23 protein-coding genes are annotated in these 20,143 nt (G+C 65.6%); 13 read left to right on the top strand and 10 right to left on the bottom strand.

Features of this window, described 5'->3' with window-relative positions; translation table 11 throughout:
• Nucleotides 1–443 precede the first annotated feature (443 nt).
• The 8 genes from motB to fliE all read right to left on the bottom strand — a co-directional run bounded on the left by motB (nt 444) and on the right by fliE (nt 6,013).
• On the bottom strand, nt 444–1,289 hold the full coding sequence (gene motB / locus F3J45_RS13365) for a flagellar motor protein MotB (protein WP_167063016.1): 846 nt from the start codon (nt 1,287–1,289) through the stop codon (nt 444–446).
• Nucleotides 1,286–2,164, bottom strand: a complete 879-nt coding sequence (gene motA / locus F3J45_RS13360) for a flagellar motor stator protein MotA (protein ID WP_167063013.1) — start codon at nt 2,162–2,164, stop codon at nt 1,286–1,288. Before motA ends, motB begins: the two co-directional genes overlap by 4 nt.
• A gap of 87 nt (nt 2,165–2,251) precedes the next feature.
• Nucleotides 2,252–2,818, bottom strand: coding sequence for a flagellar transcriptional regulator FlhC (flhC, locus tag F3J45_RS13355; protein ID WP_167063010.1), 567 nt, complete (start codon nt 2,816–2,818; stop codon nt 2,252–2,254).
• Nucleotides 2,819–2,821: 3 nt separating this feature from the next.
• Entirely contained in the window at nt 2,822–3,157 is a 336-nt protein-coding gene (flhD, locus tag F3J45_RS13350; protein WP_167063007.1) for a flagellar transcriptional regulator FlhD, read from the bottom strand.
• Nucleotides 3,158–3,385: 228 nt separating this feature from the next.
• Entirely contained in the window at nt 3,386–3,751 is a 366-nt protein-coding gene (locus F3J45_RS13345) for a flagellar protein FliT (RefSeq protein ID WP_167063004.1), read from the bottom strand.
• Between the two features lie 2 nt (nt 3,752–3,753).
• The gene (gene fliS / locus F3J45_RS13340) at nt 3,754–4,155 is read right to left on the bottom strand and encodes a flagellar export chaperone FliS (protein WP_167063001.1); all 402 of its coding nucleotides are present in this window, start codon (nt 4,153–4,155) and stop codon (nt 3,754–3,756) included.
• 24 nt (nt 4,156–4,179) lie between these two features.
• Complete coding sequence (fliD, locus tag F3J45_RS13335; RefSeq protein WP_167062998.1) at nt 4,180–5,577, bottom strand: flagellar filament capping protein FliD; 1,398 nt, start codon at nt 5,575–5,577, stop codon at nt 4,180–4,182.
• Nucleotides 5,578–5,695: 118 nt separating this feature from the next.
• Complete coding sequence (gene fliE, locus F3J45_RS13330) at nt 5,696–6,013, bottom strand: flagellar hook-basal body complex protein FliE (RefSeq protein WP_167062994.1); 318 nt, start codon at nt 6,011–6,013, stop codon at nt 5,696–5,698.
• Between the two features lie 248 nt (nt 6,014–6,261).
• Between fliE and fliF the strand changes: the two genes are divergently transcribed.
• The 13 genes from fliF (at nt 6,262) to fliR (ending at nt 17,158) form a co-directional block, all read left to right on the top strand.
• Nucleotides 6,262–8,004: a flagellar basal-body MS-ring/collar protein FliF gene (gene fliF, locus F3J45_RS13325; protein ID WP_370526372.1), complete on the top strand. Its 1,743-nt coding sequence runs from the start codon at nt 6,262–6,264 to the stop codon at nt 8,002–8,004.
• On the top strand, nt 7,997–8,995 hold the full coding sequence (fliG, locus tag F3J45_RS13320; protein ID WP_167062987.1) for a flagellar motor switch protein FliG: 999 nt from the start codon (nt 7,997–7,999) through the stop codon (nt 8,993–8,995). The genes fliF and fliG overlap by 8 nt, the downstream gene beginning before the upstream one ends.
• Nucleotides 8,988–9,698, top strand: a complete 711-nt coding sequence (locus F3J45_RS13315; RefSeq protein WP_205300502.1) for a flagellar assembly protein FliH — start codon at nt 8,988–8,990, stop codon at nt 9,696–9,698. The genes fliG and F3J45_RS13315 overlap by 8 nt, the downstream gene beginning before the upstream one ends.
• Nucleotides 9,698–11,086, top strand: coding sequence for a flagellar protein export ATPase FliI (gene fliI, locus F3J45_RS13310; protein WP_205299768.1), 1,389 nt, complete (start codon nt 9,698–9,700; stop codon nt 11,084–11,086). The genes F3J45_RS13315 and fliI overlap by 1 nt, the downstream gene beginning before the upstream one ends.
• Nucleotides 11,087–11,098: 12 nt before the next feature.
• Nucleotides 11,099–11,548: a flagellar export protein FliJ gene (gene fliJ, locus F3J45_RS13305; protein ID WP_167062984.1), complete on the top strand. Its 450-nt coding sequence runs from the start codon at nt 11,099–11,101 to the stop codon at nt 11,546–11,548.
• An 8-nt stretch (nt 11,549–11,556) separates the two neighbouring features.
• Entirely contained in the window at nt 11,557–12,762 is a 1,206-nt protein-coding gene (locus tag F3J45_RS30510) for a flagellar hook-length control protein FliK (protein ID WP_167062981.1), read from the top strand.
• 153 nt (nt 12,763–12,915) lie between these two features.
• On the top strand, nt 12,916–13,377 hold the full coding sequence (locus F3J45_RS13295) for a flagellar basal body-associated FliL family protein (RefSeq protein WP_167062978.1): 462 nt from the start codon (nt 12,916–12,918) through the stop codon (nt 13,375–13,377).
• Between the two features lie 4 nt (nt 13,378–13,381).
• Nucleotides 13,382–14,461: a flagellar motor switch protein FliM gene (gene fliM / locus F3J45_RS13290; protein ID WP_167062975.1), complete on the top strand. Its 1,080-nt coding sequence runs from the start codon at nt 13,382–13,384 to the stop codon at nt 14,459–14,461.
• Nucleotides 14,454–14,918, top strand: coding sequence for a flagellar motor switch protein FliN (gene fliN, locus F3J45_RS13285; RefSeq protein ID WP_167062972.1), 465 nt, complete (start codon nt 14,454–14,456; stop codon nt 14,916–14,918). Before fliM ends, fliN begins: the two co-directional genes overlap by 8 nt.
• Nucleotides 14,915–15,331, top strand: coding sequence for a flagellar biosynthetic protein FliO (gene fliO, locus F3J45_RS13280; protein WP_167062970.1), 417 nt, complete (start codon nt 14,915–14,917; stop codon nt 15,329–15,331). The genes fliN and fliO overlap by 4 nt, the downstream gene beginning before the upstream one ends.
• On the top strand, nt 15,328–16,077 hold the full coding sequence (gene fliP, locus F3J45_RS13275; protein ID WP_205299767.1) for a flagellar type III secretion system pore protein FliP: 750 nt from the start codon (nt 15,328–15,330) through the stop codon (nt 16,075–16,077). The genes fliO and fliP overlap by 4 nt, the downstream gene beginning before the upstream one ends.
• Before the next feature lie 19 nt (nt 16,078–16,096).
• Nucleotides 16,097–16,366, top strand: coding sequence for a flagellar biosynthesis protein FliQ (gene fliQ / locus F3J45_RS13270; protein ID WP_167062967.1), 270 nt, complete (start codon nt 16,097–16,099; stop codon nt 16,364–16,366).
• A gap of 6 nt (nt 16,367–16,372) precedes the next feature.
• Nucleotides 16,373–17,158: a flagellar biosynthetic protein FliR gene (fliR, locus tag F3J45_RS13265; RefSeq protein WP_167062964.1), complete on the top strand. Its 786-nt coding sequence runs from the start codon at nt 16,373–16,375 to the stop codon at nt 17,156–17,158.
• A 127-nt stretch (nt 17,159–17,285) separates the two neighbouring features.
• Here the strand turns inward: fliR and flgL are convergent, their stop codons facing one another.
• On the bottom strand, nt 17,286–18,482 hold the full coding sequence (gene flgL, locus F3J45_RS13260) for a flagellar hook-associated protein FlgL (protein ID WP_167062961.1): 1,197 nt from the start codon (nt 18,480–18,482) through the stop codon (nt 17,286–17,288).
• Nucleotides 18,483–18,505: 23 nt separating this feature from the next.
• On the bottom strand, nt 18,506–20,116 hold the full coding sequence (gene flgK / locus F3J45_RS13255) for a flagellar hook-associated protein FlgK (RefSeq protein WP_167062958.1): 1,611 nt from the start codon (nt 20,114–20,116) through the stop codon (nt 18,506–18,508).
• Nucleotides 20,117–20,143 lie beyond the last annotated feature (27 nt).

Raw genomic sequence — 20,143 nt, 5'->3', positions numbered from 1 at the left:
CTTGCGGCCTGCAGGGGTTTGAGCGATATCCCACTGACCGGCAGGACGCCCACCTTTACGCACCCCGACGATCGAATTACGCGAGCCGATATCGAGGCCAACCCAAACACTCATCCTTCCCTCTCCCCAGCGAATCAGGTAACAATGGCCTCCGGTTCCCCGACCTCGAACTTCATGCCGCTGCAACCTTGTAATGCGAAGTCCGACTTGTCGGCTTCTCGATACTCTTCGCAGTGGGCAATGAGGCGGGGGGCCTCTCTACATACAAGGTCAGGGGCAATCCCTGCCTTCAGGAGCGATCGGCCTCCCCGGAAGTGCTTCTTCAGCCAGACGAGCATAACCTCTCTCGCCAGGCCAGACACAACATACAAGGAGCAGGCTTGCCTGCGATGCGCCGCGCGGGCGGCGCTCGATCTTGCAGGCGCTACAAATCCCACGGCGTACTAATCGCCCTGGGTACCAAACTCCTCCTGGGAAAGAATCCGCGCCGCCACCTGGCTGTCGAGCACGATGATCTCGATGCGCCGGTTGACCGCGTCATACGGCCCGGCACCAGGGAACCTGATGCGGTCGGACATCCCCGACACCCGCAACAGCTTGCCCGGGTCGAGCCCGCCGGCCACCAGCTCCTGGCGCGAGGCCTTGGCCCGGTCGGCCGACAAATCCCAGTTGCTGTAGGTGGCCTCGCCGCCCGGGTAAGGGTGGCTGTCGGTGTGGCCGCTGATCTGGATCTGGTTGCGCAGCTCGTTGAGCACCGGGGCGAAAGTGCGCAGCAGCTGGCTCATGTACGGCGCCACCCGCGCACTGCCCAGCTCGAACATCGGCCGCTTGTCGGTGTCGAGCAACTGCACACGCAAGCCCTCCGGGCTGAGTTCGATGGCGATCTGCTGCTTCAGCTCGCGCAACTTCGGGTCGCGTTCCACGGCATCTTCCAGGCGCTGCTTGAGGGCCTGCAGGTGGCGCCGTTCCTCGTTCGACAGGCGGCTCTGGCGGCGCGGCTTGCGCGGCGCCTCGGCATCGGGCTGGCGCGCCTCGGTGCCGCCGCCAGGGATCGCACTGGTGCTGGCGGAGTTGCGGTCGCCGTGGCTCAGGGCAACCAGCAGGGGCGTGCTGAAATACTGGGCGATGGCTTCCTTGTCGCCCTTGCCGGCGTTGGACAGCACCCACAGCACCAGGAACAGTGCCATCAGCGCGGTCATGAAGTCGGCAAAGGCAATTTTCCAGGCGCCACCATGGTGGCCGCGGCCGGCTTTCTTGCGCCGCTTGATGATGATCGGCTGCTCGCTCATGCCGAGGCCAAGCCTGGCTGCACGTTGCCCCCGCGAACATGGTTCTCCAGCTCTTCGGCAGATGGCCGCTCGGCGCTGTGCAGCGCCTTGCGACCGAACTCCACGGCCAGTTGCGGGGGAATGCCCTTGACGTGGGCCAGCAGCGTTACACGCAGGCAATGCAACATCTTCACGCACTCGCCAGACTGCCGCTCGATACGGCTGGCCAGCGGCGCGACCACGCCATAGGCCAGGTAGATGCCCAGGAAGGTGCCGACCAGGGCATGGGCGATCATCTGCCCCATCAGGTCCGGGCCGACATTCACCGCGCTCAGCGCCTTCACCACGCCCAGCACCGCCGCGACGATGCCGAAGGCCGGCAAGCCATCGCTGACCTTGTGCAGGGCGTCGGCGGGCAGGTGCGCCTCGTTCTCGAATTCCTCGATCTCGTGCTGCATCAGCTCGTCGAGCTCATGGGCCTGCAGCGACAGGCTGATCAGCAGGCGCAGGTAGTCGACCAGGAAGTTCATCAGCAGCGGGTCGTTCAGCAACTGGGGGTACTGGGCGAACAGCGGGCTCTGCAGCGGGTCGTCGACATCGCGCTCCACGGCCAGCAGGCTTTCCCGGCGGGCCTTGTTCAGCAGGTTGTAGAGCATGCCGAGCAGCTCCAGGTAGAACGCCTTGTCGTAGCCGGTGCTGCGCTTGAAGGTGGCGATGGCGCCGAGCGTGGCGCGGATTGCCTTGCCATTGTTGGCCGCGATGAAGGCGCCGAGTGCGGCGCCCAGGATCATCAGCAGCTCGGTAGGTTGGTACAGCGGCCCCAGGCTGCCGCCAGACAGCACGAAGCCGCCCAGCGCCGAGGCCATTGCCACGAACAGTCCAATTACAATGAGCACGTCGCCGCTCCTCAGGTTCTTGATGAAAGTTCGCTGAAGATCGGCAACGGCAGGGGGCGACTTGAAAGAACTTGCCGTGCGCGCGGCTCAGCCCTGGCTGGCGGGGCGCAGGGTGTCCAGGGCGTCGGCGTCGACCTCGCGGCGCTTGAGGGTTTTACCGGCCCGGGACGGCGGCTGGCAGATGCCGCACACGTAGTTCTGCGTGGGCGAGTACGAATGGGTAATGAACTCGCCCGAGCAGCACGAGCAACGGATCTGCTCCAGCATGCCGTTCTCGACGAAGCGCACCAGGGTCCAGGCCCGGGTCAGCCCCAGCACCCGCTCGCCATCGGTATCGCTGGCGTGCTCCATGTACAGCCGGTAGGCCTTGATGAAGGCATCGATGCGGTGGCCGCCGATCTCCAGCATGCTGCGGTAGATGTTGTAGAACAGCGAGGCGTGGATGTTCGGCAGCCAGGTCACGAACCAGTCTGTGGAAAACGGCAGCATGCCCTTGGGTGGCGGCGCGCCGCGTACTTCCTTGTACAGGCGGATGAGCCGGCCCCGGGTGAGGGAGGTTTCCGTTTCCACCACCTGCAGGCGGGCCCCGAGCTGGATCAGCTCGATGGCCAGCTGCACCTGCTGCATTTCGGTGACCAGGCTTTTATCCGACATGGCTCAGGCGCCGCTGTTGAGCATGCCGTCCGAACGGTCGGCGGCTGCCATCAGCAGGGAGGTGTGGATCTCGACCATGCCCAGCTCACGGGAATTGTCCAGGGCTTTGGAAATGCGGTCGGCTTCTTCGAAGATCGGCCTGCAGATCAATTGGTTGACCCGTGACAGCTGGGTCATCTGCTTACTGCTCAGACCGGTCAGCAGGTCGGCCATGTTCTCGCTGAGTTTCAGGCGAAAGATCGCGACGTCGCGGTCTTTGCGCAACATGCTCTGCGCCAGCAGCAGATAGGACAGGTTGAGTTCCTGAATGTCTGCAAGGTAGCTGTTGGTGTGCGGCAACGTACTCCCCTCCTTTTTTGCGGCCTATCAATGTGTTGGGTGTGGCGTGCTCCGGTAGGGAGCGTCGAGAATTTTTTTTCCTAAACTATCAGGGTGCTCGACCGATAACAGATAAGGGTGGACCTTTCTCGTACTTCTTCTGGTGTGTTGTCCAAGCACTAAATCTTTACATGGATCTTTACACTCAAATGGTGTAATAGTTGGCGTGCTGATGATCGCCCAATGGACCTACTGGTACAAGCGATGACTCAATGATATTACCTGCGCCCCTGTGACGCGGTACGCATTATCGAGATCATTTTTTTGCCGGCCTACTTGCAAAAGTTCGCCGAGATGGTGCTGGCGCGCCTGCAAACAGTGGCTCACTTGATTATCCAGTGCGATTATTTCAGTGATGAGTTCCAGTTTGCGCAGTTGCCCGGCTTCATCGAGCTCGGCCTGGCTCTCGGCGCGGCGCAGGCTGGCGGCATCGATCAGGCCCTGCGACTTGAGTGCGAAAATACCATCCCAGTCGGCATTTTCCGCGCACGTCAGCATGCGTCGCGATTGCTCAAGCAGCCCTTCATAGGCAGCGATCACTTGTGCTTGCAGCATAACTAACGTTGATCCTCGGTTTGTGGGCCGATCGCGGTCCAGGCCGAGGCGATAGTGCCCAGGAGTTGTGCCGCGTCATTCAGCAGTTCTTCATTGTTTTCCAGGTTGGCGCGCAATAGCAGGCGCACCACGAAGTCGTACAGTTCGTCCAGTTGGCGGCCAATCTCGCCGCCCTGTTGCACGTCCAGCGAGGCGCGCAGCCCCTGGCTGACGATCTTGATCGCGCGGGTAATCGCCTTGCCCTTTTCCGGGATGTTGCCTGCCTGCAGGTGCAGCTTGGCCAGGCGCAGCGACGCCTGGTACTGGTCGAACAGCAGGGTGATCCGCTGGTGGGGCGAAGCGGCCAGGATGGCGCTTTCCAGGCCAACCCTGGCATAAGCGCTGGCATCGAAGGGTGAGGTCATCCGGCGTGCTCCGTCGCGGGGGCTTTAATCACTGTTGAGGGCCTCGAATTGTTCAGTGAGGTAATCGGCCGTCGAGTTCAGCGTGGAGATCAGTGTGTCGAGTTGGGTGAACTGTTCACGCCAGCGATCCATTTCGGAATCGATCAGGGCCTGCTTTTCTTCGTAGCGTTCTTCAAGCTGGTCGAGCTTGTTTTCCAGGCTGTCGGTCTTGGCCACGATCAGCCCGTTGTCTTCATCCAGGTAGCTGTCAAGGTCGGTGGTCATGCGCGAAATGAACCCCGAGCTGCCATCGCTGCCGATGAAGAACTCCGACACCGCGTCGATGTTGTCGGTCAGGGCGCTTTCCAGGGTGTCTTCGTCGATCGACAGGGTGCCGTCCGACTCCAGGCCAATGCCCAGTTGCGACAGGTAGCTGAAGGTGCCGCTGCCGATCTGCGAGTAGATGTCGCTGGCCAGCTTGGTGCTGATGCGCCGGGTGGTGGAGTCGCCCAGCAGCTCGCCGCTGGTGCCGGCGTCGGCATCGTAGGCGGTGAGGTCGTCGACGGTGCCGACGAAGTCGTTGTAGGCATCGACGAAGGCGGTGATGGCTTTCTCGATCTTGTCGGTGTCGCGCTTGATGGTCAGCGTCTGTGAGCTACCGGTGTCGCTCAAGGTCAGGGTCACGCCCTGCAGCGCGCCTTCCACGGTGTTGCTCTGGCTGGTGACGGCAATCCCGTTGATGGTCAGCTCGGCATCCTGGGCGGCAACCGTTTCGGTCATGTTGCCCTCGCCATCGGCGTAGCCGAACAGCGAGGAGGCCAGGTCGCTGCTGTCGTCGCTGCTGTAGCTGACGGTCATCGCCGCGTCGGTGCCGGTGCTGTTGGAGGTCAGTACCAGGCGGTAGGGGCTGTCGCTGCCGTCGTTGACGATGGTGGCGGTGATGCCGGCATCGGCGGCGTTGATGGCGTCGCGCAGGCCTTCGAGGGTGTTGTTGCTGCTGTCGAGGGTGATCGACACCGCGTCGCTGTCACCGGCCTGCAAGGTCAGGGTGCCGGTGCCCAGGGTGGTGCTGGTGTCGCTCACACCATCGGTGGCCAGGCTCTGGGCCTGGGCCAGCTGGGTCACTTCGATCTTGTAGGTGCCGGCCACGGCCGCGCTGCTGGTGCTCACCGACACGCCGCTACCGGAAATGCTGGTGCTCAGCGAATCGTACAGGCTCGAATCTGCCAGGGCCTCGGCAGCAGTCTGCAAAGCGTCGAGGGCGCTGGTGAGGGTGCCGTAGGCCGAGATTTCGGCTTCCACCGACTCTTCCTGGGTGGTGATCGGGTCGAGCAGGCTGGCAGTCTTGGACTCTTCCAGGCTTTCCAGGATGCTTTCCAGGTCGAGCCCCGAACCGACGCCCAGGCTGGTGATGGTGGCGGTGGAACTGGTGGTGGTCGTCATGAGGGTGTCCGTCCTGATGTGCGCAGCATGTGCGGCCGGGTGAGTGCGTTGTGGCGCAACATCGGCATGGGCTCACGGCGTCTTTAGGGGATGGCCCGAAAATTCTGTGACGGGTCACTCAAACCTGCATGGCCATCACGTCCTTGTAGGCGGTGAGCAGGCGGTTGCGCACCTGCACGCCCATCTGGAAGGCAACACTGGCCTTTTGCGAATCGGCCATCACATCGCTCAGCGACACCTCGCTGCTGCCCGCCTGGAAGGCGTTGGCCTGGTGGCTGGCGGTTTGTTGCAGGCGGTTGATGCGCTGCAGCGACGCTTCCAGCTCACCGGCGAAGCTGCCCACCGCCTGGCCCGGACGGCTGGCCGCCACGCCCTCGGCCTGCTCGGCGAGGCTGCTCAATTGTTGCAGGGCTTGCGCAAGGGCTTGGGTGGTCATGGCGCGGGGCTCGTGGCTGGTGAATGCGCGCAGCTTAACAAGCCCCCGGCGCTGCGGATTCGCCCAATTGGCCGCAAAACAGCGGGCTTTTCCGCCCTTTGCCCAAGGGTTGCTTCGCCACAATGACGCTGAGCCAATCCCGTCAGGGCCTGCGCGCCTTCCGGCCGGCGGGCTGCGGGCCGATTACCATTGCCAGCGGACTCTGTAATGCCCCTTCTTCCGGCCAGAACCCCAGCTTCGAGGTGTTCGTGACTACTGCTGCCCAGGCCAAGGGCGCGAAAAAGAACCTGCCGATCGCCACCGCGCCCACGCGCCCGCTGGAGGCCCTGGCCGCGCTGATGCGCGGGCGGCCGATGCTGCCGCTGCTGCTGGCCGGGGCCGCTGCGGTGGCCGTGTTGGTCGCGTTGCTGCTGTGGGCGCGCGAACCGGACTACCGGGTGCTGTTCTCCAACCTGAGCGAGGCCGACGGTGGCCAGGTGATTGGTGAGCTGGACAAGCGCAACGTGCCTTACCGCCTGGGTGAGGGTGGCCATACCATTCTGGTGCCAGCCGAACGGATGAACGCCCTGCGCCTGCAACTGGCCGAGCAGGGCCTGCCAAAAGGCGGCAGCATCGGCTTCGAACTGCTCGACAAGCAGGCCTTTGGCATCAGCCAGTTCGCCGAACACCTCAATTACCAACGCGGCCTGGAAGGCGAGCTGGCACGCACCATCGAATCCCTCGGGCCGGTGGCCCATGCCCGGGTACACCTGGTGATGGCCAAGGACTCGGTGTTCGCCCGCGACCACGAAGCGGCCCGTGCATCGGTGACCCTGCAATTGCAACCGGGTCGCGAACTGGGCCAGGGCCAGGTCAGCGCGATCATTCACCTGGTAACCTCCAGCGTGCCGGAGCTGGCGGTGGACGCGGTGACCGTGGTCGACCAGAACGGCCGCCTGCTGTCGCGCAGCCACGCCGCCGATGGCCTGGACGACACCAAGCTGGAATACGTCAGCGAGGTGGAAGGCACCTACCAGCGGCGCATCGAGGAAATCCTCGCGCCGCTGCTGGGCAGCCGCAACGTGCACGCCCGGGTCGTGGCGCAGATGGACTTTTCCACCCGCGAAAGCACCGCCGAGCGTTACGCGCCCAACCAGGAAGAGAAACGCGCCGCGGTGCGCAGCCAGCAAACCTCCGAGCGCATGCTCCAGGGCAGTGACAGCGGGCGCGGTGTGCCGGGCGCGCTGACCAACTCGCCCCCCAACACTCCGCCGCCTACCCGCGCCACGGCGCCAACGCCGGCTCCCGGCAGCGCCAACGCCAATTCGGCCAACGCCAACACCGCCAGTGCCACGCCGGCCAGTGGCGCGGCAGCGTCCGACAAGCCGCTGCAGACCGAGCGCATGGTCAACTACGAAGTCGACCGCGATGTCGAGCACGTCAAGTCGAGCCTGGGCGATATCCAGCGCCTGGCGGTGGCGGTGGTGGTCAACTACCGCACCGTGATGAAGGACGGCAAGCCCGTCACCGAGGCCCTGAGCAAAGAGGAACTGGCCGGTATCAACGACCTGGTACGCCAGGCCATGGGCTACACCGAAAGCCGTGGCGACACCCTGCAGGTGCTCAACAGCCCCTTCGTCGACGAAGACACCGAGCTCGGTGAAACGCCCTGGTGGCGCACCCCCGAGGCTTACAACCTGGGCATGGGCCTGCTGCGCTACCTGCTGGTGGCGGTGGTCGCCTTCGTGCTCTGGCAGCGTGTGATCAAGCCGATGCAGCGCCGCGCCAGCGAGTCGGGCCAGCGCGGCCTGATGGCACTGGACGAGCATGATGCGGAATTGACCAGCACCGGCGCTGCCAGCGATACGCTGATCGACGGCCCGGCGCGGCCAGCGCTGCCACGCAAGTCGGCGCTCTACGAACAGAACATGGAAAGCCTCAAGCGGCTGGCCACCGATGACCCGCGCCTGGTTGCCATGATCGTGCGTGGCTGGATGAAAAAACATGACTAGCAAGCTCAGCGGCGCCCGCCGCAGTGCCATCCTCCTGCTGTCGCTGGATGCCGACAGCGCCGCGGAAGTGTTCAAGTTCCTGCCCGGGCAGGAAGTGGAAGACATCAGCCGCGAAATGGCCGGCCTGAGCCAGGTGTCCCATGACGAAATGCGCCAGGTGCTGGCCGAGTTCATGGACGAAACCGAGCAATACGCGGCCATCAATATCCAGAGCAGCGACCATATCCGCGCCGTGCTGACCAAGGCCCTGGGCACCGAGCGGGCGGCCAGCCTGATCGATGACATCCTGGAAACCAGCAACACCGTTTCCGGCATCGACAAGCTCAACCTGATGGAAGCGCAGATGGTCGCCGAGATGATCCGCGACGAGCACCCGCAGATCGTCGCCACCATCCTTGTGCACCTGGAGCGCAACCAGGCCTCGGCAATTCTGCAACTGCTGCCCGAGCGCCTGCGCAACGACATCATCCTGCGCATCGCCACCTTCAGCGGCGTGCAGCCGGTGGCGTTGCACGAGCTCACCGAAGTGCTCGGCGGCATGCTCGACGGCCAGAGCCTCAAGCGCAGCAAGATGGGCGGGGTCAAGGCCGCGGCGGAAATCCTCAACCTCATGGCCTCCAGCCACGAGGCCTCGGCCATCGAAAACCTGCGCAACTACAACGCCGACCTTGCGCAGAAAACCCTGGACGAAATGTTCCTGTTCGAGAACCTGGCCGAAGTCGACGACCGCAGCATCCAGACACTGCTGCAGAACATCGACAGCAACTCCTTGTCCATCGCCCTCAAAGGGGCTTCGGCCCCGCTGCTCGACCGCTTCATGCGCAACATGTCGCAACGGGCCGCCACCTTGTTCCGCGAAGACATGGAAGCCCGTGGGCCAATTCGCATGTCGCAGATCGAGAGCGAGCAGAAGTCGATCCTGCAGGTGGTGCGGCGGCTGTCGGAGAGCGGCGACATGGTGACCGCGCGGGGCGACGATGCCTATGTCTGACCCCTTTGCCCACGCCCACTGGCGCCCGTGGCACATGGAGCCGCTGGGCGCCGACCAGCCGCCCGTGGCCGATGCCGGTGCGGCCCGCCGCGAGCTGGCGCGCAAGCGGGCGTTCGAGCAGCGCCTGGCGTTGCAGCAATTGCGTGAGCAGACCGAGGCCCAGGCGCGAGAAGTGGGCCACGCTGAAGGCCGCGAGCAGGGGTATGCCCAGGGCCTGGAAGAAGGGCGCAAGGCCGCTGCCGAAGAACTGCGCCAGCAGTTGGAGCAGACCCTGGCTCCGCTGCGTGCGCTGTGTCAGAGCTTCGATCAGGCCCTGCAAGCGGTCGACGGCCAAGTGGCCAGCCAGCTGGGCCGGGTAGCCATCGACCTGGCCGGGCGCCTGGCCGGCCAGGCGCTGGCGGTGCAGCCGGCGCAGGTCGAGGTGCTGGTGCGGCAGATGCTGGCCTGCGAGCCGGCACTGGCCGGCAAGCCCGGGCTTGGCCTCAACCCCAACGACTTGCCCTGGGTGCAGGGTTGCCTGGGCGACGAGCTGGCGGCAGCGGGCTGGCACCTGCAGGCTGACCCCTCGATTCTGCCGGGCGGCTGCCGCCTGCTGAGCACGGCAGGCGAGTTGGACGCCACGCGCCAGGCCCGCCAGGACCTGTTCGAGCGCAATGCCCAGTGGTTGCTCGAAAGGGCCGCCGCCGAGCCGGGCAGCGCCTGATGGTGGCCGGCAACCCGCATGTACGGCGCTGGGGCCAGGGCCTTGAAGCCCTGGCCAACAGCGCATTGAGCGTTCCTGGCTACCGCCGCAGCGGGCGCATCACCCGCGCCACCGGCATCGTGCTGGAAGCCGTGGGGCTGCGCTTGCCGCTGGGCGCAGGCTGCCGCATCGAGCTGGTGCCATCGGCCCCTGCAACGCCTGCGATCTACGCCGAAGCCGAGGTGATCGGTTTCGCGGGCGAGCTGCTGTACCTGATGCCGCTGGAGGAAATCCATGGCTTGCAGGCCGGGGCGCGCTACTTCGCTCTGGCCGACGAGCCCGGTGCCAGCGACGGCGTGCGCCCGGTGCCGCTGGGCATGGGCCTGCTTGGCCGGGTGCTGGACAGCGGCGGCAACCCGTTCGACGGCAAGGGGCCGGTGCTGGCCGACCGCTGTTCGAGCTTGCACGGCCAGCCGATCAACCCCTTGCAGCGGGCGCCGATCAGCCAGCAGATCGATGTCGGCATCCGCGCCATCAACGCCCTGCTCAGCGTCGGCAAGGGCCAGCGCCTGGGCCTGTTCGCCGGCTCCGGGGTCGGCAAGTCGGTGTTGCTGGGCATGATGGCCCGCTACACCCAGGCCGATGTGGTGGTGGTCGGGCTGATTGGCGAGCGTGGGCGCGAGGTTCAGGACTTCATCGACAATATCCTGGGCGAGGAGGGCCTGCGCCGCTCGGTGGTGGTGGCAGCCCCGGCCGATGCCTCGCCGCTGCAGCGCCTGCAGGGCGCGTTGTACGCCACGCGCCTGGCCGAGGACTTTCGCGACCAGGGCAAGGACGTGCTGCTGATCATGGACTCGCTGACCCGCTACGCCATGGCCCAGCGCGAAATCGCCCTGGCGCTGGGCGAGCCACCGGCAACCAAGGGTTACCCGCCGTCGGTGTTCGCCAAGCTGCCCAAGCTGGTCGAGCGCGCCGGCAACGGCCCGCGTGGCGGCGGCTCGATCACGGCGTTCTATACCGTGCTCAGCGAGGGCGACGACCAGCAGGACCCGATTGCCGACTCGGCGCGGGCGATCCTCGATGGCCACTTCGTGCTGTCGCGGCAGTTGGCCGAAAGCGGCCACTACCCGGCGATCGACATCGAGGCCTCGATCAGCCGGGCGATGAGCGCAATCGTCAGCGACGCCCAGCAGCGCAAGGCGCAGAAGCTCAAGCAGGCGCTGTCGCGCTACCAGCGCAACCGCGACCTGATCAGCGTCGGTGCCTATGCTCCGGGGCACGATGCCCAGCTCGACCGGGCGGTGACCCTGTACCCGCACATCGAGCGTTTCCTGCAGCAGCAGACCCATGAGCGCAGTGGGCTGCAAGACACCCTCGCCGGGCTCAACCTGCTGTTCCCCGGCAAGTGAAGGTGACCCGCCATGGCCCATGAACCGCTGCACATGCTGATCGAACTCACCGACCGCGCCCGCGAGGCCGCCGCCACTGCGCTGGCCCAGAGCCGGCGCACCGAGCAGCAGATGACCGGGCAATTGCGCCTGCTCGACCAGTACCAGCGCGAGTACCGGCAAAACCTGCAAGGGGAGCTGGTGGGGGCCGGCATGAGCCCGTCCACCTTGGCCAATTACCGTGGTTTCCTGAAGTCGCTGGAAGGTGCCATCGAACGCGCCGAGGCAAGCCTGGCGCGCCACCGGGCGCAGTTGGCCCAGCACCAGGAACACTGGCGCCAGCAGTGGCGCAAGGCCAATGCCCTGGAAACCCTGCTGGCCCGGCGCCGCGAACAGGCACGCTTGCAGGCCGGGCGTGCCGAGCAGCGGCGCACCGACGAACTGGCCGGCCGTGCCCGTTCCACCATCGATATCGGATTCTGAGGTTTAACGTGGACATCATCACCGCCCTGGCACCTGCCGCACCGGCAACGCCGCAGGTTGCGGCCGACGACAGGGTCGCGACGGGCCCGGCGACGCCTTTCGACGCCCTGCTGCAACAGGCACAAGGCGCCGCACCGGTTGCCGCCAGCGAGCCGGCCGTTGCGGCCGTGCCTGCGCCGATGCCGAGCGAACCGCCTTTGGCTACACCGGCACCGGCCTTGCCGCCACAGGCGCCGGAGCTGCCCGAGGCGGGCTTGCAGGTCGCCAGCGACCCCGTGCAACCTGAGCCGGAACCTCAACCATTGCCTGCCCTGCCGATACCGACGGAGGCAGCCGAAGTGGCACCTGCCGAAGCCGACGAGCCACCGCCTGTGGTCGCCGTGGTGCAGCAAGCTGCCGAAGGCGAGGGTGATGCACTGGCGATGGACGACGACTCCGAGCCCGCCAGCGATTCGCTGGAGGCCATCCGCCAGCGCCTGGAGCTGATCGACAGCGCTGGCCTGATGGCCTCGGGCGCATTGGCGGTGGCACCGCCGGTAACCTGGGCACAGCCAACCGTGGCGGCCGCGGAGCCGGAGACAGAGCGCGGTACAGGGGATGCGCTGGAGCCTGCCGTGGACCTGGGCCTGGTTGTGGATAACCAGGCTGAAACGGCAGCGGTCGCTGAGCTGGCGGTTGAAGGCAGCGACAGCCAGAAGGCCGACGGGGCGTTTACCCTGGGCGCGGACTGGGACCTGGGCGCCTTGCCAGGTGCCCCGGCATTGGCCTTGCCCGATGCCGGTAGCGAAGCCGCGCCGGTGCTGATCGGCGCGAGCGTGGGCAGCGATGAATGGCAGGCCGACCTGGGCCAGCAGGTGGTGGCCATGGTGCGGCGTGGCGAGCGCCAGGTGGATGTGCAACTGCACCCGGCTGACCTGGGGCCGTTGTCGATCAGCCTGAACGTCAGTGACAGCGGGGTGCAGGCGCAATTCCAGTCGGCCCATGCGTCGGTGCGGGCAGCGGTGGAGCAGGCCTTGCCACAGCTGCAGAGCGCGCTGGCCAGCCAGGGCCTGGCCCTGGGCGAAGCCTCGGTCAACGACGGCGCCTCGCGCCAGGCCATGGGCGAGCAGGCGCCACGTCGCGAGGCGCGGGAGCCGCGGGTGGTGCAGGCGGAAAAACCGGCCCCGGCACTGCCGACCGCCAACCCCAGCAGCGGGGTCGACCTGTACCTCTAACCCCCGCTCCTACAAGGTTTATCGGCAAAGCCACAAGGGTAATCGGCAAAACCCCAAGTTGAGGCGCATAACCCCCGCTAATCGCGCCTTAACCCCTTCCCCTCGCTGTTCATACTTGCGCCCTTTCGACTCGCTTCCCCAAGGCTGCTGTCCATGCCCACCACCAAGAAAGTCTGGCTCTGGTTCATTCCAATTGCCCTGGTCGCCGCTGCGGCCAGTTCCGCTGGTGTGTACGCCTACGTGATGCGCGAGCGGGCCCACGCCAAGGACATCAGCCTGGCCCGCAAGGTGCCGCAGGCGCCGCTGCTGGTGAGCGTCGCGCCGATGACCGTGAACCTGCGCAGCGCCCGCGACGAAGTGAACATGCTCTATGTCGGCTTCAACCTCGAAGTTGGCGATGAGGCCACGCGCAAGCTGCTCGAACTGTACATGCCGAAGATTCGCAGCCAGCTGCTGACCGCCCTCAGCGGCCAGGACAGCGCCGACCTGGCCACCCCGGCAGGCAAGGATGCGCTGGCGGCGAGCATCCTCGCCCTGCTGCGCAACACCCTGGGCGCCGAGCAGCCGGACCTGGCCCTGCTCGGTGTGCTCTACACCGACTTCATCGTGCAGTAAGCCCATGCCCACCAACGACATGCTCTCCCAAGAGGAGATCGACATGCTGCTGCGCGGCGGTGACGACCTGGACACCAGCCACCTGGGCGACGAAAGCACCTTCGACTTTGCCGAAGACAGCGCCAGCAACCCGGAACGGGTGCGCCCCTACGACCCGGCCACCCAGCACCGGGTGATCCAGGAACGGCTGCATACCCTCGACATCATCAACGGCCGCTTCGCCCGCTACCTGCGCATGAGCCTGTTCAACCTGATCCGGCGCAACGTGGACATCACCTTCAAGAGCATCGGCTACCAGAGCTTCAGCGAGTTCTCGCTGCACCTGCCGATGCCGTCGAACATCAACCTGATGGCCATGAAACCGCTGCGTGGCACCGCCCTGGTGGTGTTCCCGCCCAGCGTGGTGTTCATGGTGGTGGATAACCTGTTCGGGGGTGACGGGCGTTTCGTTACCAAGTCCGAAGGGCGCGAGTTCACCAGTACCGAGCAGCGCATCATCCGCCGCCTGATGGGCCTGGCGGTGGACGCCTACAGCGATGCCTGGAAGTCGGTGTACCCGCTGGAAATCGAATACCTGCGCTCGGAGATGCAGGCCAAGTTCGCCAACATCACCGGTTCGCCCAACGAAATCGTGGTCAACGCCACCTTCCACCTGGAAGTCGGCAACCTCTCCAGCGACTTCAACATCGTCATTCCCTACCTGATGATCGAGCCGATGCGCCAGCTGCTCAGCGGCCCGCTGACCGACGCCAACCCCGAGGAGGAGCGCCAGTGGAACCGGCGCATGGCCGATGAGATCACCCAGTCCCAGGTCGACCTGATCGCCGATTTCGTCGAGGTCGATTCGCGCCTGGGCCAGGTCATGGCGCTGAAGGTCGGCGACGTGCTGCCCATCGAGCTGCCCGACAGCGTCAAGGTGCGCGTCGACGGGGTGCCGGTGATGACCTGCGAGTACGGCAGCTACAACGGCGCCCGCGCCTTGCTGGTGAAGGAGTTGATCGATCACTCCATCGGCAAGCCTTCTTCTTCCAGCCGATTCGTCAAGGGCCACCTGCCCAAAGCCAAGGAATCCGATCATGAGTGACCCGAACACCCCCGAACCGCGCGAAGACGACGAATGGGCCAGCGCCCTGGCCGAGCAGGGTGCCAGCGACAACGCGGACGACCCTTGGGCCGCCGCCTTGGCCGAGCAGCAGGAAACCGAGCCGGCAGTTGCCGCAAGCCCCGCGCCAGGCGCGGTGTTCAAGCCGCTGGGCGCGGCCCAGGCGCAGGCCTCGCCGCGCGAGCTTGAAATGATCATGGACATCCCAGTGAAGCTGAGCGTGGAACTGGGGCGTACACGCATCACCATCAAGCAGTTGCTGGAGCTGGCCCAAGGCTCGGTGCTGGCCCTCGACGGCCTGGCCGGCGAGCCAATGGATATCCTGATCAACAGCTACCTGGTGGCCCAGGGCGAAGTGGTGGTGGTGGATGACCGCTACGGCATTCGCATCACCGAAATCATCACGCCTTCCGAGCGTGTGCAGAAGCTCAACCGATGACCACTGGCAACCCGCTGGCCGTGCCTGCCAGCCTCGGCGCGCCGGCCGGCGACCTGGTAGGCCTGGGCCTGCTGGGCAAAACCGCCCTGGCCCTGGGCGTGGTGATGGCCTGTGTGCTGCTGTGCGGCTGGCTGGCCTCGCGCCTGGGGGCGCGGCCATCGTCCACGGCCAAGCGGGTGCAGGTGGTGGCCAGCACGCGGCTGGGGCAGCGCGAGAAAGTGGTGGTGGTGGACGTCGAGGGGCGCCGCCTGGTGCTGGGCGTCACGGCCCAGCAGGTGAGCTGCCTGTGCGACCTGCCAGCACCGGCAGCCGCTAGCGAAACCGAAGCTGAACCGGCTGGGCGCGGCTTTGCCCAGCGCCTGGTGGAAGCGCTCAAGCAGGGTGGCCAGCGTGACCCGGAGCCGCGCCCATGAGTGCCAAGCGCCTGGCCTGGGTGCCGTTGCTGGTGCTCGCAATGCTGCCATCCGCGCAGGCGGCGCCGGCGCTGCAGGGGCTGGCCGGGTTCACCGGCCAGGCCGGTGGCGAACAGTGGTCGCTGAGTCTGCAAACCCTGCTGCTGCTCAGTGCCATGGCCTTCCTGCCGGCGGTGCTGCTGATGATGACCGGCTTCACCCGCATCATCATCGTGCTCGGCCTGCTGCGCACCGCCATCGGCACCACCAGCGCGCCGCCCAACCAGGTGTTGCTGGGGCTGGCGCTGTTTCTCACGTTCTTCGTCATGTCGCCGACCCTGGAGCAGGCCTACAAGCAGGCCTGGGTGCCGTTTTCCGAAGACCAGATCGGGGTCGAGCAGTTTCTCGACCAGGGCAGCCAGCCGTTTCGCACCTTCATGCTGGCGCAGACCCGCCAGAGCGACCTGGCCCTGTACGCCCGCCTGGCGCGCCTGGACAAGCTCCAGGGCCCCGAGGACGTGCCCATGCGCGTGCTGCTGCCGGCGTTCGTCACCAGCGAGCTGAAAACCGCTTTCCAGGCCGGGTTCACCATCTTCATCCCGTTCCTGATCATCGACCTGCTGGTGGCCAGTGTGCTGATGGCGCTGGGCATGATGATGGTGCCGCCCTCGACCATCTCGCTGCCGTTCAAGCTGATGCTGTTCGTGCTGGTGGACGGCTGGCAACTGCTGCTGGGCTCGCTGGCCCAGAGCTTCTACCCGGTATGACCCCGCGAGGACTGCTGCGATGACCCCGGAAATGGTGATGGACCTGGCCTACAAGGGCATGCGCATGAGCATGACCGTGGCCGCGCCGATTCTGCTGGTGACCCTGTGCATCGGCCTGTTGGTGAGCCTGTTCCAGGCGGCCACGCAGATCAACGAATCGACCTTGTCGTTCATCCCCAAGATCGCCGGGGTGTGCCTGGTGCTGATTCTGGCCGGGCCCATGCTGATGGAGATGCTGGTGGACTACACGCGGGCGCTGTTCACCAGCCTGCCGCAACTGGTGGGTTGAGCGGCATTGATCGCGTTCGGCTGGGACCAGTTGCAGCTCTGGGTCAGTGCTTTGTTCTGGCCATTTTGCCGGTTGCTGGCGTTCTTCATGAGCGACCCGATACTGGGCCACAAGAACGTTTCCAGCCAGGTGAAGGTGGGGCTTTCGCTGTTGCTGGCGTTCCTGCTGGCGCCAAACCTGCCGCCGATGCCGGACATCCCGCTGATTTCCTGGGCGGGGCTTGGGGTGGTGGTGGAGCAGTTGTTGATCGGCATGTCGCTGGGCATGGTCATGCGCATTACCCTGGCGGTGGTGGAAATGGCCGGGGAAATCTGTGGCATGCAGATGGGCCTGGCATTCGCCTCGTTCTTTTCCGCCGACACCGGCACCAACAGCCAGGTGCTGTCGCGCTTCCTGAGCCTGGTGACGATCCTGATGTTCCTGGCCCTGGGTGGGCACCTGATGGTGCTGGAGCTATTGGCCTCGACGTTTTCCCGCTTGCCGGTCGGCCAGTTCGGCTTCAACCCCGAGGCCTGGAACCAGCTGGCGCGCCATGGCGGCAGTATCTTTCTCTCCGGGCTGTTGCTGGCGCTGCCGATGGTGGGGGCGTTGCTGATCATCAACCTGGCCATGGGCATCCTCAACCGCGTGGCGCCGCAGCTGACGGTGTTTTCGGTGGGCTTTCCGGCGACGTTGTTCGTGGGGATGTTGCTGTTGACGGTGCTGGTGGGGGATTTGGGGCAGTTTCTGGCGGGGTTGTTGTACCAGGCGCTGCATTTCATGCAGGCGCTGATCGAGGGGTTGCCTGGTTGATGTGGGAGTGCCTTTAGGGCCCATCGCGAGCTGCGCTCGCTCCTACAGGGCCCGCGTATCCAGCGGGCCTGCGCAAATCCGGTAGGAGCGAGCGCAGCTCGCGATGGGTTGCAAGGCAGCCCCTCCCTCAGATGTACTCGAACAACGACAACTGCTGCACGCTGGCAAAGGTCTGCTGGGCGGCCTGCATCGATACCTGCAGGGTCACGTAGCGCGAAATCGACTCGGTGTAGTCGGCATCCACCAACCCCGAAAGGCGCTCGGTGTAGCTCAGCGCCAGGTCGTCGCCAATGGTGTCCAGCACATCCACCTGGCTCAACCGCGTGCCCACCGAAGTGAGTACGGTCAGCACGTTGTCCTGGGCATTGCTCAGCTCGCGGCTGGACGTGGACAGGGTGTTGCTCAGCGCTGCCTGGTCGGCGTCATCTTCCACCGGCGTCTGCAACGCCGTGATTACATTCTGCAAGGTGGCGAACACGTCCGGGTCGGCATCGGCGGCAGCGCTGACAGTCAGGCTGTCGCCATCGGCGGGCGCGCCGCTCAGGGTCAGGTTCAGGCCGTTGATTTCCAGGGTTTCACCGGCGCTGTAGGCCACCGGGTCCTGGCCGTCGACGCTGTAGGTGGTGGTGCCGTCGGCATCCACCGCGAAGGTCAGGGTAAAGGCCTCGCCATAGTTGGCGGCGCTGGTGTCGGCCACGTCGGGGCCGGTGAAGGTCAGCGTGCCGCTGTTGGCGCCGGCCTGGGCAAGGAAGCCTGCGCTGCTGCTGACCGAGAGGAACACCGTGGCGCCATTGTCGCCGCTGGCCATGCTCTGGGTGGCACTGACCTGCTGGCTGACCACGTTGTCATCGCCCTGGTAAACCAGGGTGCCGCTGGCATCCTCGGCAAACGCCGGGCTCTGGCTCTGGTAGCCGGAGAACAGGTAGTTGCCGTTGCTGTCGGTGCTGTTGGCCAAGGTCACCAAGGTGTCGTAGATGCCCTGCAGCGAGGTGGCCAGGGACTCGCGGTCGGCGTCGCTCAAGGTGCCGTTGCCCGCTTGCACCACCAGGCTCATGGCACTGGTGATGGCGTCGTTGATGCTGTCCAGGGTGCTTTCCTCCTGGGACAGCGAGGTAGTGATGGCGGCGCGTGAATCGGCGTACTGCTCGTTCGCGGCAATCGACTGGCGCACGGTCACGGCCTGGGCGGCGGCCAAGGAGTCGTCCGAGGGGTTGACCACGCGGGTGCCGCTGGACACTTCCAGCGCCGCCTCCTGGTAGGCGGCCTGCTGGGACAGCATCGAATTGAGGTTCTGGTTGTAGATGGTTGCACTGCTCAGGCGCATGGCGAGTTCTCCCGGGGCTGCAATCAGTCGATGTTGAGGATGGTGTCGAGCACCGTGGTGCCCACTTCGACGATCTTCGCGCAGGCCTGGTAGTACTGCTGGTAGACGATCAGGTTGGCCGCCTCCTCGTCGAGGTTCACCCCCGATTCCGACTGCTGCAGGGTGGTCAGCTGCTCGGTCAGCGCCGACTGGGTTTCCAGCTGCGCGGCCACGCGGGTGGCGGTGCTGCCGACGTTGCTCACCAGCGAGGCGTAGGTTTCGCTGAGGGTGGCGCTGCCGCCAACGATATCGCTGGTTTGCAGGCCGAGCATGGCCAGGGCATTGGTGTTGTCGCTGCTGCCGCTGGAGGTGCCGGCGGCGATCTGCTCGCCGTCGGTGAGCAGTGCGCTGAAGCTGCTGGCGGCGTTGCGGGTAGGTTGCACCAGGAAGCTGTCGCCATCCGCGGCGGTGCCGCTGACGCTAAGTTGCATGCCGGCGAAGCTGAGGGTGGCGCTGTCGCTGTCGTAGCTGGCATCGACGCTGGCGCCGGTGTCGTTGCGGGTGACCGTGAAGCCTTGGCTGTCGGACCAGGTCACGGTGTAGTCACTGCTGGTCAGGGCGCTGACATCATCGCTGAAGGTCGCGCTGAGGGTGGCATCGCCCGTGTTGCCGGTGTTGCCGGTCACCAGCGGGTCGGCCACCGAGAACATCGCCGTGCCGGTGTCGCCGTTGAGGTCGATGCCCTGGGCCTGCAGGGTATTGAAGGCCTGGGTCAGCGACACGGCCATCAGGCCCAGCTGGTTCTGGGTTTCGGCCAGGGTGGTGTCGCGAAATTCGATCAGGCCGCCGAGCGAGCCGCTGTCGAGCACGCTGTTGTCCAGGGTGACGCTGTTGCCGGCGGCATCGATGTAGCTGATCGACGATTGGCTGGCGTCGCTGGCCGAGGGCTCGGTGCTCAGGGAAAAGCTGTCGCTGCCGGACACCAAGGCCATGCCGTTGCTCAGCGACACGGTGTAGCTGCCGTTGTCCTGCACGGTGACGTCCACCGCCACCAGTTCGCTGAGCTGGCTGACCAGCAGGTCGCGCTGGTCGAGCAGGTCGTTGGCGCTGCTGCCCAGGGTGTTGGACAGGCTGATCTGGCTGTTGAGCGTGGCGATCTGGTCGCTCAGGTCGTTGACCTGGCTGACCTGGTCGTCGATCTGGTTGTCCACGTCGTCGGCCATGGCCGACAGGTAGCTGCCCAGCTGGTTGAACTGGCTGGCCAGGGTTTCGGCAGCGCCCACCACTTCTTCCCGGGCTGCGGTATCGCTGGCATCGGAGGTGAGGGTCTGGATGGCCGAGAAGAAGTTCTGCAGCAGCGCATCGAGGCTGGCGTCGCTGTCGGCCAGCAGGCTGTCGATCTGGTCGACCTCGGTCTGGTAGGTGGACAGCGCGCTTTCGGCGCTGATCGAGCCGTTGAGCTGGGTGGTGACGAACTGGTTGTATTGGCGGCTGACGCTGGACACCTGCACGCCATTGCCCGAGGTGGCTTCGCTGAAGTTGGCGACCTGGCGGGTATAGCCGTCGGTGTAGGCGTTGGTGGTGTTGTTGCTGCTGGTGGTCAGGGCGATCTGCGCCGCCGTGAGGCCGCTGACGCCAATGGAGATGAGGCTCATTGAAAAGCTCCTGGGCTACATGTTGCG

Origin of the sequence: Pantoea sp. Ap-967 (genome assembly GCF_011752565.1) — a bacterium.
GTDB lineage: Bacteria > Pseudomonadota > Gammaproteobacteria > Pseudomonadales > Pseudomonadaceae > Aquipseudomonas.
This window is presented reverse-complemented; position numbering and strand designations above follow the sequence as displayed.

What these genes read in the sequence shown, in the direction of transcription:
- fliG (WP_167062987.1), top strand. Translation starts at nt 7,997, where the DNA reads ATGACTAGCAAGCTCAGCGGCGCCCGCCGCAGTGCCATCCTCCTGCTG.
- flgL (WP_167062961.1), bottom strand. Translation starts at nt 18,482, where the DNA reads ATGCGCCTGAGCAGTGCAACCATCTACAACCAGAACCTCAATTCGATG.
- fliJ (WP_167062984.1), top strand. Translation starts at nt 11,099, where the DNA reads ATGGCCCATGAACCGCTGCACATGCTGATCGAACTCACCGACCGCGCC.
- fliP (WP_205299767.1), top strand. Translation starts at nt 15,328, where the DNA reads ATGAGTGCCAAGCGCCTGGCCTGGGTGCCGTTGCTGGTGCTCGCAATG.
- fliO (WP_167062970.1), top strand. Translation starts at nt 14,915, where the DNA reads ATGACCACTGGCAACCCGCTGGCCGTGCCTGCCAGCCTCGGCGCGCCG.
- fliN (WP_167062972.1), top strand. Translation starts at nt 14,454, where the DNA reads ATGAGTGACCCGAACACCCCCGAACCGCGCGAAGACGACGAATGGGCC.
- fliM (WP_167062975.1), top strand. Translation starts at nt 13,382, where the DNA reads ATGCCCACCAACGACATGCTCTCCCAAGAGGAGATCGACATGCTGCTG.
- fliD (WP_167062998.1), bottom strand. Translation starts at nt 5,577, where the DNA reads ATGACGACCACCACCAGTTCCACCGCCACCATCACCAGCCTGGGCGTC.
- fliI (WP_205299768.1), top strand. Translation starts at nt 9,698, where the DNA reads ATGGTGGCCGGCAACCCGCATGTACGGCGCTGGGGCCAGGGCCTTGAA.
- fliE (WP_167062994.1), bottom strand. Translation starts at nt 6,013, where the DNA reads ATGACCACCCAAGCCCTTGCGCAAGCCCTGCAACAATTGAGCAGCCTC.
- motB (WP_167063016.1), bottom strand. Translation starts at nt 1,289, where the DNA reads ATGAGCGAGCAGCCGATCATCATCAAGCGGCGCAAGAAAGCCGGCCGC.
- flhC (WP_167063010.1), bottom strand. Translation starts at nt 2,818, where the DNA reads ATGTCGGATAAAAGCCTGGTCACCGAAATGCAGCAGGTGCAGCTGGCC.
- flgK (WP_167062958.1), bottom strand. Translation starts at nt 20,116, where the DNA reads ATGAGCCTCATCTCCATTGGCGTCAGCGGCCTCACGGCGGCGCAGATC.
- F3J45_RS13295 (WP_167062978.1), top strand. Translation starts at nt 12,916, where the DNA reads ATGCCCACCACCAAGAAAGTCTGGCTCTGGTTCATTCCAATTGCCCTG.
- fliQ (WP_167062967.1), top strand. Translation starts at nt 16,097, where the DNA reads ATGACCCCGGAAATGGTGATGGACCTGGCCTACAAGGGCATGCGCATG.
- F3J45_RS13315 (WP_205300502.1), top strand. Translation starts at nt 8,988, where the DNA reads ATGTCTGACCCCTTTGCCCACGCCCACTGGCGCCCGTGGCACATGGAG.
- fliS (WP_167063001.1), bottom strand. Translation starts at nt 4,155, where the DNA reads ATGACCTCACCCTTCGATGCCAGCGCTTATGCCAGGGTTGGCCTGGAA.
- F3J45_RS13345 (WP_167063004.1), bottom strand. Translation starts at nt 3,751, where the DNA reads ATGCTGCAAGCACAAGTGATCGCTGCCTATGAAGGGCTGCTTGAGCAA.